This is a genomic window from Lentzea sp. (genome assembly GCF_035525475.1).
GTDB lineage: Bacteria > Actinomycetota > Actinomycetes > Mycobacteriales > Pseudonocardiaceae > Lentzea.
Genome location: NZ_DATLEC010000152.1, coordinates 49659 through 65419 on the forward strand (window position 1 = coordinate 49659; position 15761 = coordinate 65419).

At 69.3% G+C, this 15761-nt stretch carries 17 protein-coding genes; 10 read left to right on the plus strand and 7 right to left on the minus strand.

The genetic code is table 11. The features are described 5' to 3' along the window. Positions 1-91: 91 nt before the first annotated feature. On the plus strand, positions 92-520 hold the full coding sequence (arfB, locus tag VM306_RS25460) for an alternative ribosome rescue aminoacyl-tRNA hydrolase ArfB (RefSeq protein ID WP_325519406.1): 429 nt from the start codon (positions 92-94) through the stop codon (positions 518-520). Here the strand turns inward: arfB and VM306_RS25465 are convergent. Both VM306_RS25465 and VM306_RS25470 read right to left on the minus strand, forming a co-directional pair. Beyond that, a complete protein-coding gene (locus VM306_RS25465; RefSeq protein WP_325519408.1) occupies positions 503-1174 on the minus strand; it encodes a response regulator in 672 nt (223 codons plus the stop codon). The genes arfB and VM306_RS25465 overlap by 18 nt on opposite strands. Next, positions 1171-2709 carry a sensor histidine kinase gene (locus VM306_RS25470; protein ID WP_325519410.1) on the minus strand — a complete coding sequence of 513 codons (1539 nt, stop codon included), beginning with the start codon at positions 2707-2709 and terminating at the stop codon, positions 1171-1173. Before VM306_RS25470 ends, VM306_RS25465 begins: the two co-directional genes overlap by 4 nt. 144 nt (positions 2710-2853) lie before the next feature. On the opposite strand from VM306_RS25470, the gene VM306_RS25475 reads away from it, so the two are divergent. From VM306_RS25475 to VM306_RS25485, 3 genes are read left to right on the plus strand one after another with little or no spacing between them, the layout of a single operon-like run. Beyond that, positions 2854-3822 (plus strand): Bug family tripartite tricarboxylate transporter substrate binding protein, encoded by a 969-nt coding sequence (locus VM306_RS25475; protein ID WP_325519476.1) that lies wholly within the window; start codon positions 2854-2856, stop codon positions 3820-3822. Next, on the plus strand, positions 3819-4337 hold the full coding sequence (locus tag VM306_RS25480) for a tripartite tricarboxylate transporter TctB family protein (protein ID WP_325519412.1): 519 nt from the start codon (positions 3819-3821) through the stop codon (positions 4335-4337). The genes VM306_RS25475 and VM306_RS25480 overlap by 4 nt, the downstream gene beginning before the upstream one ends. Further along, the gene (locus tag VM306_RS25485; RefSeq protein ID WP_325519414.1) at positions 4338-5852 is read left to right on the plus strand and encodes a tripartite tricarboxylate transporter permease; all 1515 of its coding nucleotides are present in this window, start codon (positions 4338-4340) and stop codon (positions 5850-5852) included. Positions 5853-5897: 45 nt separating this feature from the next. Here the strand turns inward: VM306_RS25485 and VM306_RS25490 are convergent, their stop codons facing one another. The 5 genes from VM306_RS25490 to VM306_RS25510 all read right to left on the minus strand — a co-directional run bounded on the left by VM306_RS25490 (position 5898) and on the right by VM306_RS25510 (position 9998). Then, positions 5898-6350, minus strand: a complete 453-nt coding sequence (locus VM306_RS25490) for a hypothetical protein (RefSeq protein ID WP_325519416.1) — start codon at positions 6348-6350, stop codon at positions 5898-5900. Next, entirely contained in the window at positions 6347-6613 is a 267-nt protein-coding gene (locus VM306_RS25495) for a hypothetical protein (protein ID WP_325519418.1), read from the minus strand. The genes VM306_RS25490 and VM306_RS25495 overlap by 4 nt, the downstream gene beginning before the upstream one ends. A 255-nt stretch (positions 6614-6868) precedes the next feature. Further along, entirely contained in the window at positions 6869-7195 is a 327-nt protein-coding gene (locus VM306_RS25500) for a hypothetical protein (protein ID WP_325519420.1), read from the minus strand. A 261-nt stretch (positions 7196-7456) separates the two neighbouring features. Continuing rightward, a complete protein-coding gene (locus VM306_RS25505) occupies positions 7457-8950 on the minus strand; it encodes a CoA-acylating methylmalonate-semialdehyde dehydrogenase (RefSeq protein WP_325519422.1) in 1494 nt (497 codons plus the stop codon). 52 nt (positions 8951-9002) lie between these two features. After that, the gene (locus VM306_RS25510) at positions 9003-9998 is read right to left on the minus strand and encodes a LacI family DNA-binding transcriptional regulator (protein WP_325519424.1); all 996 of its coding nucleotides are present in this window, start codon (positions 9996-9998) and stop codon (positions 9003-9005) included. 112 nt (positions 9999-10110) lie between these two features. Here VM306_RS25510 and VM306_RS25515 point away from each other — a divergent pair, with 112 nt between their 5' ends. The 6 genes from VM306_RS25515 to iolC all read left to right on the plus strand — a co-directional run bounded on the left by VM306_RS25515 (position 10111) and on the right by iolC (position 15725). Next, complete coding sequence (locus VM306_RS25515) at positions 10111-11106, plus strand: Gfo/Idh/MocA family protein (RefSeq protein ID WP_325519426.1); 996 nt, start codon at positions 10111-10113, stop codon at positions 11104-11106. Positions 11107-11108: 2 nt separating this feature from the next. Further along, positions 11109-11969, plus strand: a complete 861-nt coding sequence (locus tag VM306_RS25520; protein WP_325519428.1) for a TIM barrel protein — start codon at positions 11109-11111, stop codon at positions 11967-11969. A 14-nt stretch (positions 11970-11983) separates the two neighbouring features. Beyond that, positions 11984-12967 carry a sugar ABC transporter substrate-binding protein gene (locus tag VM306_RS25525; RefSeq protein WP_325519430.1) on the plus strand — a complete coding sequence of 328 codons (984 nt, stop codon included), beginning with the start codon at positions 11984-11986 and terminating at the stop codon, positions 12965-12967. Positions 12968-13039: 72 nt separating this feature from the next. Then, positions 13040-14029 (plus strand): ABC transporter permease, encoded by a 990-nt coding sequence (locus tag VM306_RS25530; protein WP_414672452.1) that lies wholly within the window; start codon positions 13040-13042, stop codon positions 14027-14029. Next, positions 14026-14796, plus strand: coding sequence for an ATP-binding cassette domain-containing protein (locus tag VM306_RS25535; protein WP_325519434.1), 771 nt, complete (start codon positions 14026-14028; stop codon positions 14794-14796). Before VM306_RS25530 ends, VM306_RS25535 begins: the two co-directional genes overlap by 4 nt. Continuing rightward, on the plus strand, positions 14793-15725 hold the full coding sequence (gene iolC / locus VM306_RS25540; protein WP_325519436.1) for a 5-dehydro-2-deoxygluconokinase: 933 nt from the start codon (positions 14793-14795) through the stop codon (positions 15723-15725). The genes VM306_RS25535 and iolC overlap by 4 nt, the downstream gene beginning before the upstream one ends. The last annotated feature ends 36 nt before the right edge of the window (positions 15726-15761 follow it).

Below are 15761 nucleotides of genomic sequence, written 5' to 3' on the forward strand. Positions count from 1 at the left end.
CGGCCAGAAGACCCGGCCGGCACCGGTGCTCGACCGCGAGACGCTGATAAAGATCGCGACACTTCCGGGTCTGACCTTCTAACCTGGGAGCATGAACGACGTGACCGTGACTCGGACGCTGGTGATCCCGGCGTCCGAGTTGCGCGAACGTTTTTCCAGGTCAGGTGGGCCGGGTGGGCAGGGGGTGAACACGGCGGACAGCCGTGTGGAGCTCTCCTTCGACCTGGCTGCCTCGCCGTCGGTGCCCGAACACCTCAAGCGCCGGATGCTCGACCGCCTGGAGGGCAGGCTCGTCGACGGCGTGCTGACGATCGCCGCGTCCGAGCACCGCGCGCAGCTGCAGAACCGCGCCGCCGCCAGGGAACGCCTCGCCGCGATCCTGCGCGGTGCCGCCGCTCCGCCACCGCCGGTGCGCAGGCCGACGAAGCCCACGAGGGGATCGCAGGAACGCCGCATCGCCTCGAAGAAGCGCCGTGCGGACACCAAGCGCGGCCGTGGCCGTTCAGGCTCCTGGGACTAGCGCGTAGATCCGTTCCGGGCGACCGGTTCCGCCGTACCGCAGGCGGACTTCCGCGCGTCCGGTGGACACGAAGTGCTCCAGGTACCGCCGCGCGCTCACGCGGGCGACGCCCATCGACGACGCGCACTCCGATGCCGAGAGCCCGTCCGGGTGCGACCGCAGCGCGTTCTCCACGAGCCGCGCGGTCTCGGGTGTCAACCCCTTGGGCAGCAACGGTTTCGAGGTGGGCCGGGCGCCGAACACCTGGTCCACGTCCGCCTGCCCGGCCGAGGCCAGCCCGTGCAGCTTCTCCCGCAACGACGCGAAGTGCGCCAGCTGGTCGCGCAGAGCCGAGTAGTCGAACGGCTTGATCAGGTAGTGCAGCACGCCGCCGCGCATCGCACCGCGCACGGTGTCGACGTCGGTCGCCGCGGTGATCACTATGACGTCCACGTCCTCGTTGGCCCGCAACGACTTCAGCACCTCCAGTCCACTTTGGTCCGGAAGGTAGACGTCGAGCAGCACGAGATCGGGTTTCAACGAGGCGACCAACCGCAACGCGTCGCCGCCGGTGTGCGCGACCCCGACGACCTCGAAACCGTCCGTGCGCGCGACATATCCGCTGTGGACCTTCGCCACCATGAAGTCGTCGTCGACGACGAGCACCCGGATCACCAGGGCAGCCTTGCCGTGAAGACCGACCCCGACACGCTGACCGAACCCCCGCGCCGCAGGCACGCCCGCCTGATCAGCGCGAGCCCGATGCCGCGTTCGCCGTGCGATGCCGCCTTGGTCGTGAACCCGTGCCGGAACACCTCCTCGGCGAGCTCCGGTGCCACACCGGGACCGGAGTCGCGCACCACCACCTGGACCTCGTCGTCCACCTGCACCACACCCACCTCGATCCACTTCTGAGCGCCGTTCGTGCCCAGCGAGCCCAACGCGTCCAGCGCGTTGTCGACGAGGTTCCCCAGCACCATCACCAGGTCCGCCGACAGCGCGTCGTCGACGCGGCCCAGCACGCTGTCGGGCGCCATCCGCAGCTCCGTGCCGCGTTCGGCCGCGAGCGACGCCTTGGCGATCAGCAGCGCGGCCACCGCGGGGTCGCCGATCGACGAGCTGACCTCGGTCCGCCACTGGTCCTGCGCCGAGCTGATCTGGTGAATGTAGTGGGTGACCTCGTCGTACTCCTTCAGCGCGATCAGCCCGGCGATCGTGTGCAGCCGGTTGGCGAACTCGTGCGCCTGCGCGCGGAGCGTGTCCGTCGCGTGCTGCGAGGCGTCGAGCTCGTGTTGCAGCTCAAGGAGTTCCGTGCGGTCCCGCAACGTCACGACGGCGCCTTCGCCGCCGTCGATCGGCATCCGGTTCAACGTCAGCACGACGCCCTGCCGCAGCACCAGCTGGTCGACGCCGGTCGCGCGGCCGGTCAGCACGTCGCGCAGCCGGTCGTTGAGCTCCAGCTCCTCGACCGAGCGGCCGACCGCGTCCTCCGGCAGCACCAGCAGGTCGCTCGCGTGGTCGTTGACCAGCGTGATCCGGTTCTGGCCGTCGAGGCCGACGACGCCCTCGCGGATGCCGTGCAGCAACGCCTCGCGGTTCTCGACCAGCGCGGTGATCTCGTGCGGCTCCAGCCCGAGCGTCTGGTTCTTCACCCGCCGGGCCAGCAACAACGACCCGGTGACGCCGATCAGCAACGCGATCGCGAGGTAGCGCAGCACGTCGACGGGCTGCTCCAGCGCGCCGGCGAAGATCCCGGGGTCCTCCGCGCCCGCGATCACCATGCCGTTCACGCGACGGCTGACCGGGTCGAACACCGGCACGTGCGCTTCGAGCGAGTCGCCGGCCGTCCCCGTCCACGAACGGCCTTCGAGCGCGGTGGTCCTGGTGTCCAGTGTGGACCCGATCTGCGACGGGTCCGGTGAGGCGATGACGAGCCGCTTGGCGTCGAGGATCAGCACGTAGGAGGCGCCGGAGAGGCTGCGGGCCGTCTCGGCGGGCGCGGACAGCAGGCGCCAGTTGCCCATCTGCTCCCCGACCAGCGAGTTCGCCGCCACCGTCTCCGCGACGGACAGCATCCGGCGTTCCTCGTTGGAGCGAAAGTTGCTGCCCGTCTGGACGACCGTCAGCGCGCCCACCGCGACCAGCAGCAGCGTGACGACTACGAGTTGCCAGGCGAGGAGCTGGCTGGCCAGGGAACGGCGGCGACGCATGTGACCTCCCCACGGGATCGAACTCTGACCAGAAAGACCGAAAGAAACCTTGAGAGCGCAAGAGCGACATCAAGGTTTACACGAGTGCAACATGTCCAACCACGCGGACGAGAGGCGGGGATCACAGTGTCGGTGAAGGTGTGGGTGTCGGTGGCGACGGCGTTGCTCGCCGTCCTGCTGGTGCCGCCGCTGCTGTCACCGGGTGCGGACGGCGGTGAGGGCGGCCAGGTGCGGTCGCTGCGCGTGCTGGTGCCGAACTCGCCCGGTGGCGGGTACGACATCACCGCCCGCACGGCGGCCAAGGCCATGGAGGACGCAGACCTGCTGCGCAACGCCGAGGTGTTCAACCTCCCCGGCGCAGGCGGCACGGTCGGGCTCGGGCGCACGGTCGGCGAGCGCGGCAACGGCAAGCTGATCATGTCGATGGGCCTGGGCGTCGTGGGCGCGGTGTACACGAACAAGTCGCCGAACTCGCTGCTCGACACCACCCCGATCGCGAAGCTGATCGAGGAACCGGACATCGTCGTGGTCGCGAAGGACTCGCCGTACACGTCGATGCGACAACTGGTCGACGCCTGGAAGGCCAGCCCCGGCACCGTGACCGTCGGCGGCGGCTCGGCTCCCGGCGGCCCCGACCACCTGGCGCCGATGCTGATCGCCAAGGCCGTGGGCCTGCCGCCCAAGACCGTCAACTACATCCCGTTCGACGGCGGTGGCGAGCTGCTGGCGTCGGTGCTCGGCGGCAAGGTCGCGTTCGGCGTCTCCGGTGTCGGCGAGTACCGCGACCAGATCCAGGCCGGCACGTTGAGGGTGCTCGCGGTGACGAGCAAGGACCGCATCCAGGGCATCGACGCGCCGACGCTCAAGCAGGCCGGTGTGGACGTCGAGTTCACCAACTGGCGCGGCATCGTCGCACCGCCGGGCATCTCGCCCACCGACCGCGCCAAGCTCGTCGAGGTGTTCACGCGGCTGCAGAAGACGCCGCAGTGGGCGGAAGCGTTGCAGCGCAACGGCTGGACCGACGCCTTCGCACCGGGAGACGAGTTCGGGACCTTCCTGGACGACGAGAACAAGCGGGTGGCAACGGTGCTGAAGGACTTGGGGCTCGCATGACGACCGTGACGAAGACGGAGCGGAAGAACTGGCTCCGCGACCACTCCGAGCTGGGCATCTGCGCCCTGCTCGTCGTGCTCGGCGTGCTGGTGCTGACCGACGCGCTGCGCATCCCCACCGACTTCGCCCAGCGCGGTCCCGTGGGCCCGAAGGCCGTGCCGATCCTGGTCGGCTCGCTGCTGCTGCTCGTCGCCGCGCTGCTGGCCCGCGACGTGCTGCGCGGCGGCCGCGGCGAGGCGGAGGGCGGCGAGGACGTCGACCTCACCGCACCGGCCGACTGGCGCACGGTCCTGCTGCTGTGCGGCGCCTTCCTCGCGAACGCCGCGCTGATCGGCGTGGTCGGGTTCCCGATCTCCGGCGCGATCCTGTTCTGGGGCGCGGCCTACGCGCTCGGCAGCAGGGCCTACGTCCGCGACCCGCTCATCGCGGCCGGCCTGTCGATCCTCACCTTCGCGGTGTTCAACAACCTGCTCGGCGTCCCGCTCCCCGGTGGCCCGTTGATGGAGGTGTTCTAGGTGGAACAACTGCTCGACGGCTTCGCCACGGCGCTGACGCCGACACATCTGCTGTTCGCGGCGATCGGCGTGCTGCTCGGCACCGCGATCGGCGTCCTGCCGGGCATCGGCCCGGCCATGGCGGTGGCACTGCTGCTACCCGTCACCTACGGCATGGAGCCGACCGGCGCGTTCATCATGTTCGCGGGCATCTACTACGGCGGCATGTTCGGCGGCTCGACCACGTCGATCCTGCTGAACACACCGGGCGAGAGCGCGGCCGTCGTCACCGCGTTCGAAGGCAATCCGATGGCCAGGGCGGGACGGGGTGCGCAAGCGCTTGCCGCCGCTGCCATCGGCCACTTCACCGGCGGCATCATCGGCACGATCCTGATCGTCCTGCTCGCCCCGTTCGTGGCCAGGCACGCCGTGGACATCGGTGCGCCGGACCTGTTCGCGATCATGGTGCTGGCGTTCATCGCCGTCACCTCCGTGCTGGGCGCCTCCCGGATCCGCGGCGTCGCGTCGCTGCTCATCGGCCTGACCCTGGGCCTGGTCGGCCTCGACGAGATGACCGGCCAGCAGCGCCTGACGTTCGGCTCCCTGCACCTCGCCGACGGCATCGACGTGATCGTCGTCGCGGTGGCGCTCTTCGCGGTCGGCGAGGCCCTGTGGGTGGCGGCCCACCTGCGCCGCAAGCCGTTCGTCCCGATCCCGGTCGGCCGCCCGTGGCTGTCGAGGGCGGACCTGAAGCGCACCTGGAAGCCCTGGCTGCGCGGCCCGGTGATCGGCTTCCCGTTCGGCGCGATCCCGGCCGGCGGCGCGGAGATCCCGACGTTCCTGTCGTACGTGACGGAGAAGCGGCTCTCCAAGCACAAGGACGAGTTCGGCAAAGGCGCCATCGAAGGCGTCGCGGGTCCCGAGTCCACCGCCTCCGCGTCCGCCGCGGGCACGTTGGTCACGATGCTGACCCTGGGCCTGCCGACCACCGCGGTCGCCGCCGTGATGCTCGCGGCGTTCCAGACCTACGGCATCCAGCCGGGCCCGCTGCTGTTCCAGCGCGAAGCGGGCCTGGTGTGGGCGCTGATCGCGTCGCTGTTCATCGGCCTGACCCTGCTGCTGGTGCTGAACCTGCCGTTGGCACCGCTGTGGGCGAAGCTGCTGCGCATCCCGCGGCCGTACCTGTACGCGGGCATCCTGTTCTTCGCCTCGGTGGGCGCCTACGCGGTGAACGCGGACATCTTCGACCTGCTGCTGATGTTCGTGATCGGCCTGCTGGGCTTCGGCATGCGCCGCTACGGCCTGCCGGTGCTGCCCGCGATCATCGGCGTGATCCTCGGCCCGGCCGCGGAACAGCAGATGCGCCGCTCGCTGCAACTGTCAGACGGCTCGCTGACCGGCCTGGTCAACAGCCCGATGGCGGTCGTCGTCTACGTCGTGATCCTGCTGATCCTGTTCTTCCCGCTGATCAGGAGGTTCCTGCCGAAGCCGCCGGCCGCCTCCTCCGAACCGGAACGCGAGAAGGTCGACGCCTGACCCCGTTGGCCGGAGACCCCCGCTCGGAAACGAGCGGGGGTCTCCTCACGCGCCGCTGACCGCGATCTCCGCCCGCTGCCGCAACGTCGCCCACAGCTCCATCACGCGAGCAACCTGAGGTTCGGTGAGTCCGCAGATCGTCACGAACGTTCTCACCTGCTGGGGCTTCGTGGGCAGCTTCCCGCGCTTGAGCAGCGAGTAGGCCTGGCTGCGCGGCAGCACCCGGCCGGCCCGGCGGGAGATCTCCGGCAGGCTCAGCCCCGACCGCACGTAAACCGTCCGCAGCAGTTCGACGAACTCGGCCTCCGTCGCGGCCCGCAGCTCGGCGGCCGACGTCTCGGCCACCGGCCTGTGGTCGAGGCCGAGCTCCGCCTCGAGGAGGGCGTTCACCTCGCGGTACGCCGCGAGCGCCTCCGCCCGCGGTCCCGACAGCCCCGACACGAGCCGCGACCAGAGCCGGTTCAGGCGCTCGAGCGGATCGCCGTTCCCGTGGGTCATCGCCGCTCGTCCTCCCAGACCACCGCCGAGCCCGTCAGCGGCAGCGGACCGAACCTGGCGCTGAACGGCCGGCTGCGGCCCAGCGTGGTGATGACGGCCAAGAGGGCGCTCGCGGTGGCCACCGCGGTGACCGGCGGGTGGCCGTACGCCATCATCCCTCCGGCGAAGGCGAACGTGAGCGCCGCCAGCAGGACGACGCCGGTGCCGGAACCGGAACACCGCCGGCGCGGGTGGAGAGCCCCGTTGTAGGGCGTGGTGGTCATGGATGCTCCTGGGTGGATCAGCTGGAATGCGGAACGGTGAAAGGCCGGAAAGCGCGGAAAGCGTCGGCGCGGGTTATTGCGGGACTCTGCGGCGCAGCGGCTCGGCCACGATTCTGTCACTCACACGGGTGACCGCCAACTGATTCATCGTCCAGGTTTTCCTGTGGCCGGACGAAGGTGTGTCCCCACGTCCAATGCGGTCCAATTGGCTGCTTTGTGTCAATCATTTCGCGTTGGGTGACCGGCGGGAGGTCGTCACGCGCTCCGCCGGCCGGGACCGCCGTCCTGCGGCTGGCCGAACCGCAGCCGCTGCCACTGCTCCACCCAGTTCTCGAGCACCCCGGCAGGCACCTCGCAGGCGGTCAGAAACGTCCGCAGCTGGTCTTCGCGCTTCGGGAACCGGATCCTGCACAGCGCGTGGGCTGTGCTCTTGGGCAGGGCCAGGCCGCCCACGTTGAGCGAGACCTGCTGGTACGACAGCTCCTTCGACAGCCGCAGCTGGTTGAGCGCGCAGATGAACTCGGCGCGGGTGGCGGCGCGGCATGCCGCCGCGAACGGACTGTCGTCCTCACTGGGCGACATCGTCTCGGTCCTCCTGCGACGTACTCGCTCTTTCTCGCGCCGGTTGTAACGGACTGGACCGGGACGGAGAAGAAAGAAGCGTTGTTCGACTGGGTGGACGCGGATACTACCTGCGTGTCCCGCGTCTTTGTCGAATCGATGGCGCGCGCCCTGGTATTCCAAGATTCGGTGAATCGCGGAGGTCGCGCGAAATTGGTTCGTACCAAATGCGAACGACCGCCCCGCCGCATTGAGCGGCCGGGCGGTCGTTGTGCCGGACGGTCAGCCGTGGGTCGGGAAGCCCAGGTTCACGCCGTGCTGCTGCGGCCACCGGGCCGTGATCGCCTTGGCCCGCGTGTAGAACCGCACACCCTCAGCCCCGTGCACGTGCGTGTCCCCGAACAGCGAGTCCTTCCAGCCACCGAACGAGTAGTAGGCCATCGGCACGGGGATCGGCACGTTGATGCCGACCATGCCGACGTGCACGCGCCGCTGGTACTCGCGCGCGGCAAGGCCGTCACCGGTGTAGATGGCCGTGCCGTTGCCGTAGGGGTTGGCGTTGACCAGCTCCAGCGCGTCCTCGAACGTGTCGACGCGCACGACCACCAGCACCGGCCCGAAGATCTCGTCGGTGTAGATCGTCATGTCCGCGGTGACGTGGTCGAACAACGTGGGCGCGAGCCAGAACCCGTTCTCCGCGCCCTCGGGCGCATGACCGCGGCCGTCGACGACCAGCGAGGCGCCGGCCGCCTCGCCAGCGTCCACATAGGACCGGACGCGGTCCCGGTGCGCACCGGTCACCAGCGGCCCCATCTGCGCATCGGGGTTCGTGCCCGGCAGCACCGACGCGTGCAGGTCGCGGGTGCGGGAAGCGATCTTCGAGACGAGCTCGTCACCCGTCTCGCCGACCGCGACCACCACGGAGATCGCCATGCAGCGTTCACCCGCGGAGCCGTAACCGGCGGAGACGGCGGCATCGGCGGCCACGTCGAGGTCGGCGTCCGGCAGCACGACCATGTGGTTCTTGGCGCCGCCCAACGCCTGCACGCGCTTGCCGGCAGCCGTGCCGCGCGAGTAGACGTGCCGCGCGATCGGGGTTGAGCCGACGAACGACGCGGCGGCGACGTCCGGGTGGTCCAGCAGCGCGTTGACCGCGAAGGCGTCGCCCTGCAGGACGTTCAGCACGCCGTCGGGCAGCCCGGCCTCCTGGAACAGCTCGGCGAGCCTCACGGACGCCGACGGGTCGCGCTCGGAGGGCTTCAGCACGAACGTGTTCCCGCACGCGATGGCGATGGGGAACATCCACATCGGCACCATCACGGGGAAGTTGAACGGCGTGATGCCCGCGACGACACCCAGCGGCTGGCGCAGCGAGTACGCGTCGACACCGCGCGAGACCTGCTCGGAGTGCTCACCCTTCAGCAGCTGCGGGATGCCGCACGCGAACTCGACGACCTCGAGACCGCGCTGCACCTCGCCGGCCGCGTCGGACAGCACCTTGCCGTGCTCGGACGTGATGATCGCGGCCAGTTCGTCACGGTGCACGTCGAGCAGGTGCCGGTAGTTGAACAGGATCCGCGAGCGCGTGGCCAGCGACGACTCGGACCAGGACTGGGCGGCCTTCAAAGAAGAAGACACGGCGAGATCGATATCGGCCTGTTCGGCCAGCACGACCTGGGACGCGACCTCGCCGGTGGCCGGGTCGAAGACGTCGGACGTGCGAGACGACACCCCCGTGGTGCGGGCGCCGTCGATCCAGTGGGGGATGGTGCTCAACGCAAGCCTCCGTGTTTATTGGTCGCGGCTTCGCCGCTCCGGCGACTTCGCCTCAAGTCGCTGGGGCAGCTGTCGTGTTCCGAACAACGAGAGAGGGAGTGAGGAGATGGCGCACGGGCTCGGTGCGCTCTTCGCGGACGCGCTGTAGAAGCGCATCCGCTGCCAACCGGCCGAACTCGGCACGGGGCTGGTCGATCGTGGTCAACGAGACGTGCCGCAATGCCGCCAAAGACGTGTTGTCGTACCCCACAACGGAAACGTCGTGAGGCACGCGCAACCCGGCATCCTCCAACGCCGAGATCGCCCCCACGGCGTTGAAGTCGTTGCAGGACAGGATGGCTGTGGGCAACGAGCCATCGGCGATCAACGAACGAATAGCCCGCGCACCGGCCGCGTCGGTGTATTCGGAAGAAACGACCTGCGGCACAAGCCCGTGCGACTCCATCGCGGCGACATACCCTCGCCGACGAGGTCCTGCCTGACTTCCCTCGCCGCCGTCCAGGTGCGCAATCCGCTCGTGCCCCAGCGAAACCAGGTGGTCAACGGCCAGCCGAGCGCCGACCTCACCGTCGTCGTTGACGCTATCCACAGTGGACACGCGAGACGACCGGGCGACCAAAACCACGGGAAGTTGTTCAGCGGCCTTCGAAATCGCCGTCGCCGGCACGACGGGCGACAGCAGGACCAGACCGGCGGGGCGGAAGGACAGCAGCGACTCCAGGGCACGGCGTTCGCGGGCGGGTGAGCGGCCGCCGGTGTTGATGATGATGTCGAACCCCTGCTCGCGCGCCACCTCGTCGATGCCGTCCACGACCTCGGCGAAGAACGCGTTGTGCAGGTCCGACACCATCACGCCGAGCACGGTCGACGTGCGCGAGGCCAACGAGCGCGCCATGGCGTGCGGCGAGTACCCCAGCTCCTCCGCGGCTTTCAGAACTGCGGTGCGTCGCATGTCGCTCACCTTGGGTGAACCGCGCATCACCAGTGAGACCAGTGCACGGGACACGCCTGCGCGTAATGCGACGTCTTCCATCGTCGGCCTGACCATCTCCTCTTCCCACCTCCCCTCTTGACACCCTGTGGCCGAAGTTACAGGGTTAGAGCGCTCCAACCAATAGAGCGCTCTAAAACATCACAGCCATGAACAGGGGAAACCTGCGATGCGGATCGGAGTAGCGGGTGTCGGCAGGATCGGCACCATGCATGCGACCAACCTCGCCGCACTGGATCGCGTCGACGAGGTGCTCCTCTTCGACCCGGTGCCCGGTCGCGCCGCGCAGGCGTCGGCGGGGCTTGCCGGGACCAAGGCCGTGGACGACCTCGACACGTTGCTGGGCAACGTCGACGGTGTCCTGCTGGCGACCCCGACGGACACCCACCCCGAGATGTTGCGCGCCGCCATCGGCAGGGGCGTCCCCACGTTGTGCGAGAAGCCGATCGCGAGCGACGTGGACGAGATGGCCGCGCTGATCGCGGACGTCGAGAAGTCGGGCGTGGAGGTGCTGGTGGGGTTCCAGCGCCGCTTCGACCCAGCCATCTACGAGCTGAACCGCCGCATCCGCGCGGGCGAGGTCGGTGACATCTACCTGGTCAGGGCCATCGGCAACGACGCGAACCCGCCGGACTTCTCCTACCTGCCGGGTTCCGGCGGCATCTTCCGCGACCTGCTGATCCACGACCTCGACTGCGTGCCGTGGCTGGTCGGCGAGCCGGTCGTCGAGGTCTACGCGAGTGGGTCCGTGCTGGTGCACCAGGCGTTCGCGGACGCCGACGACGTGGACAACGCCGTGGTGATGCTGAAGTTCGCGGGCGGCGCGCACGCCACGCTGGCCGGCGGGCGCCACGACCCGGTCGGCTACGACCACCGCATCGAGGTGATGGGCAGCAGGGACTCCCTCGTCGCCGGCGTCGACCCGCGCACCCCGCTGAACTCGCTGGAACCCGGCGGTCACGTGGCCGGAGCGGACGCCTACCCCGGCTTCCCCGAGCGCTTCCACCGCGCGTACGTGAACGAGATGAACCTGTTCACGCAGGTCATCAAGGGCGAGGTCGCGAATCCGTCACCGGCGCGAGAGAGTTTGATCAGCCTGCGCCTGGCCGTCGCGTGTGAGCAGTCGCGCCGCAGCGGCGCACCGGTGAGGATCGAGGGGAACTGAGCATGGCGAAGATCGCGGGAGCGCCGATCTCCTGGGGTGTGTGCGAGGTTCCCGGCTGGGGCGATGTCCTGCCCTCGGAGACCGTCCTGTCCGAGATGCGCTCCCTGGGCCTCACCGCCACCGAACTCGGTCCTCCCGACTACCTGCCCGCCGACCCCGGCGAGCTCAAGACCCTCCTGGGCAGCCACGACCTCACCCTGGTCGGCGGCTTCCTCGCGGTCACGCTGCACACCGACGTCCAGTCCACTCTGGACGAAGCGGATCGGGTCGCCGCGATCCTGCATGCCGGTGGCGCCGAGGTGCTGGTGCTCGCCGCCGCCACCGGGCTCGACGGCTACGACGAGACGCCGGAGCTCACCGACGACGAGTGGCGGACGCTCGTCGGCACCTGCGCGAAGATCCGCGAGATCGCCGCCGGGCACGGCCTCCGCACCGTGCTGCACCCGCACGTGGGCACCCACGTCGAGCGGGGGGCGGAGGTCGAGCGGTTCCTCGCGGACTCGGATCTCCCGCTCTGCCTGGACACCGGCCACCTCCTCATCGGTGGCACGGACCCGGTCGAGCTGGCGCGCCGCCACCCGGACCGGATCGGCCACGTGCACCTCAAGGACGTGCGTGGTGAGATCGCCGCGAAGGTCCGCGGCGGCGACCTCAGCTACACCGACGCAGTGGAACAGGGCATCTACGTGCCGCTCGGGGACGGCGACGTGGACGTGGAAGCACTGGTGCGGCTCGTCCACGAGGCGGGCTACACCGGATGGTTCGTCCTCGAGCAGGACACGCAGCTCAAGGACGGTGGTTCTGTGGACAAGCCGCTGAAGGACACCGCGCGCAGCCTCGCGCACCTCCGAAAGATCCTCTGAAGGGACTGGAGACGATGAAGTCTCGCTTGGTCATCCGCGCGGGCGCAGCTCTCGCCGGTGTTGCTCTACTCGCCGCCTGCAGCGGTCCCACTGGTACGAGCGCGCAGAACACGGGCGGCAACGCCCCGGCCGCCTCGGGTGACCTCAAGGTCGCCGTCATCACGCACGGCACCGCGGGTGACGCGTTCTGGAGCGTCGTGAAGGTCGGCGCCGAGGACGCGGGCAAGCAGCTCGGCGTCGGCGTCACGTACAACTCCGACGGCGACCCCGGCGCCCAGGCCAAGCTGATCGACAACGCCGTGTCGCAGAAGGTCGGCGGCATCGTGGTGTCGATGGCGAACCCCGACGCGCTCAAGACCTCCATCGAGAACGCGGTGAAGGCCGGCATCCCGGTCATCACGATCAACTCCGGCGGCGCGAAGAGCGCGGAGTTCGGCGCCATGGCGCACGTCGGCCAGGAGGAGTCCATCGCCGGCGAGGAGGCCGGCAAGAAGCTCAAGGCCGCGGGCAAGACCAAGCTGCTCTGCGTGATCCACGAGGCCGGCAACTCGGGTCTCAACCAGCGCTGCGACGGTGCCCGCACCGGTTTCGGCGCCGCGGTGGAAAACCTGCAGGTCGACATCTCCAACCCGACCGACATCGAGGCCCGCATCAAGGCCAAGCTGCAGTCCGACTCCGCGGTCGACGGCGTGCTGGCGCTGAACCCGCAGGTCGCCGTCAACGCGGCGTCCGCGATCAAGGGCGCGAGCTCGAAGGCGCAGGTCGCGACGTTCGACCTCAACGCGGACGTGGTCAACTCGATCAAGTCCGGCGAGGTGCTGTTCGCCGTCGACCAGCAGCAGTACCAGCAGGGTTACCTGCCGGTCGTGATGCTCAAGCTGTTCAAGGACAACGCGAACACGCTCGGCGGTGGCAAGCCCGTCCTCACCGGTCCCGGCTTCGTCGACAAGTCCAACGTGGACAAGGTCGCGGAGTACGCCAAGAACGGCAAGAGGTAGGGGAAGCAGGAGATGACCGTGACGGCCACAGCGCCACCGGCTGCCGACGAACGGCTGGGCAGGCCGAAGCCGATGGACCAGCTGATCAAGCGCCCCGAGATCGGCGCCATGCTCGGCGCACTGCTCGTGTTCCTGTTCTTCTCGGTGGTCACCGAGCAGTTCCTGAGCGTGGGCGGCGCGGCCACCTGGCTGGACGACGCCTCCATGCTCGGCATCATGGCGGTCGCGGTGGCGCTGCTCATGATCGGCGGCGAGTTCGACCTGTCCGCCGGTGTCATGACCGCGTCCACCGCGCTCGTCACGGCTCTCCTCGCCACCCGGCTGGGACTTAACGTCTGGCTGTCGTTGCTGGTGTCGCTCGTCTTCGCGCTGGCGGTGGGCGCGCTGAACGGCTGGCTCGTGATGCGCACGGGCCTGCCGAGCTTCATCGTGACGCTGGGCAGCTTCCTCGCGTTGCAGGGCCTCAACCTCGGCGTCACGCGCCTGGTCACGGGCAGCGTGCAGGTGTCGGGCATGCGGGAGACCGCCGGCTACGAGTCGGCGGGGTTCCTGTTCGCCTCGACGTTCCAGATCGGCGGCACGAGCTTCTACGTGTCGATCATCTGGTGGATCCTGTTCACCGTGGTCGCGTCGACGGTGCTGATGCGCACCAGGTTCGGCAACTGGATCTTCGCGATCGGCGGTGCCGCGCAGAGCTCGCGCGCGGTCGGCGTGCCGGTGATGCGGTCGAAGATCCTGCTGTTCATGACCACGGCGTTCGCCGCGTGGCTCGTCGGGTCGATCAACATCCTGCGGTACGCGAGCGTGCAGGCGAACCAGGGCATCGGCCTCGAGTTCCAGTACATCATCGCGGCGGTGATCGGCGGCTGCCTGCTCACCGGCGGCTTCGGTTCCGCGGTGGGCGCGGCGATCGGCGCGCTGATCTTCGGCATGGCCCGGCAGGGCATCGTCTACGCGGGCTGGAACAGCGACTGGTTCCAGCTGTTCCTCGGCGTGATGCTGCTGGCCGCCGTGCTGGTGAACAACATGCTGCGCCGCCGGGCGGAAAGGGTGAAGCGTTGACGTCCCTGATCGAGACCGAGAACATCGGCAAGACCTACGGCAGCGTCATCGCGCTCAGCGACGTGTCCACCGTGGTCAACGCGGGTGAGGTCACCTGCGTGCTCGGAGACAACGGCGCCGGCAAGTCGACGCTGATCAAGATCCTGGCCGGCGTCCACCAGCACGACAGGGGCTCGTTCAAGGTCGAGGGCGAGGAGATCCGCTTCTCGTCGCCCCGCGAGGCCTTGGACCACGGCATCGCGACCGTCTACCAGGACCTCGCGGTCGTGCCGCTGATGTCGGTGTGGCGCAACTTCTTCCTCGGTTCCGAGCCCACCACGAAGTTCGGCTTCCTGGACCGCAAGAAGGGCAAGGAGATCACCAAGAAGGCGTTGTCCGACATGGGTATCGACCTGCGCGACGTCGAGCAGCCGGTCGGCACCCTGTCCGGTGGCGAACGGCAGTGCGTCGCGATCGCCCGCGCGGTGCACTTCGGCGCCAAGGTCCTGATCCTCGACGAACCGACCGCCGCGCTCGGCGTGAAGCAGGCCGGTGTGGTGCTGAAGTACGTGGCCCAGGCGCGTGATCGCGGACTCGGCGTCGTGCTGATCACCCACAACCCGCACCACGCCTACCCGGTGGGCGACAGGTTCCTGCTGCTCAAGCGCGGCCGGGCACTGGGTTCGTACGAGAAGTCCGAGATCGGCATCAACGAGCTGACGCGGCAGATGGCCGGCGGTGCCGAGCTGGAGGCGCTGGAGCACGAGCTGCGGGGTGTCGAGGCGTGACGTCGCTGGAAGTGCTGACCGTCGGCAGGGTCGGTGTCGACCTCTACCCCGAGCAGTCCGGGGTGCCACTGGCCCGGGTCAGCACCTTCGCCAAGTCGCTGGGCGGCACCGCGACCAACGTCGCGGTCGCCGCCGCGCGCCTCGGCCGCCGTGCGGGCGTGCTCACCAAGGTCGGGCCGGACGGCTTCGGCACCTACGTCCGCGAGGCGCTGGAGGGCTTCGGCGTGTCGGCGGATCACGTCGGCACCTCGCCCGACCTGCTGACACCGGTGGTGTTCTGCGAGCTCGACCCGCCCGCCGACCCGCCGCTGCTGTTCTACCGGCTGCCGACCGCACCGGACCTGACGCTCGGCGAGGACGACGTGCCGTGGCCGCTCGTGCGGGACGTCCCGCTGTTGTGGGTCACCGGTACCGGCGTCTCCGCCGAACCCGCCCGCGGCACCCAGCGGATGATGCTGGCGAGCCGGGCCCGCAACGGGCACACCGTGCTGGACCTGGACTACCGGCCGATGTTCTGGCCGGACGTCGAGACCGCGCGCGCCGAGATCAGCTGGATGCTCGACCACGTCACGGTCGCCGTCGGCAACCGGGCGGAGTGCGAGGTCGCGGTCGGCACGTCCGATCCCGACGAGGCCGCTTCACGGCTGCTGGACCGCGGAATCTCGCTGGCGCTGGTCAAGAAGGGCGCCGAGGGCGTTCTCGTGGCCACGCCGGAAGGCCGCTGGACCGTCGAGCCGAACCCCGTCGAGGTCGTGTGCGGGCTGGGCGCCGGTGACGCGTTCGGCGGATCGCTGGCGCACGGCCTGCTCTCCGGCTGGGACCCGGTGAAGATCGCCCGCTACGCCAACGCGGCGGGCGCGATCGTGGCGTCCCGGCTGGCCTGCGCCGATGCCATGCCGAACCAGGAAGAGATCGAGGAGCTTCTTTGACTTTTCCCCAGCCAGAGGGCTGAGGCTCCCAGCCGA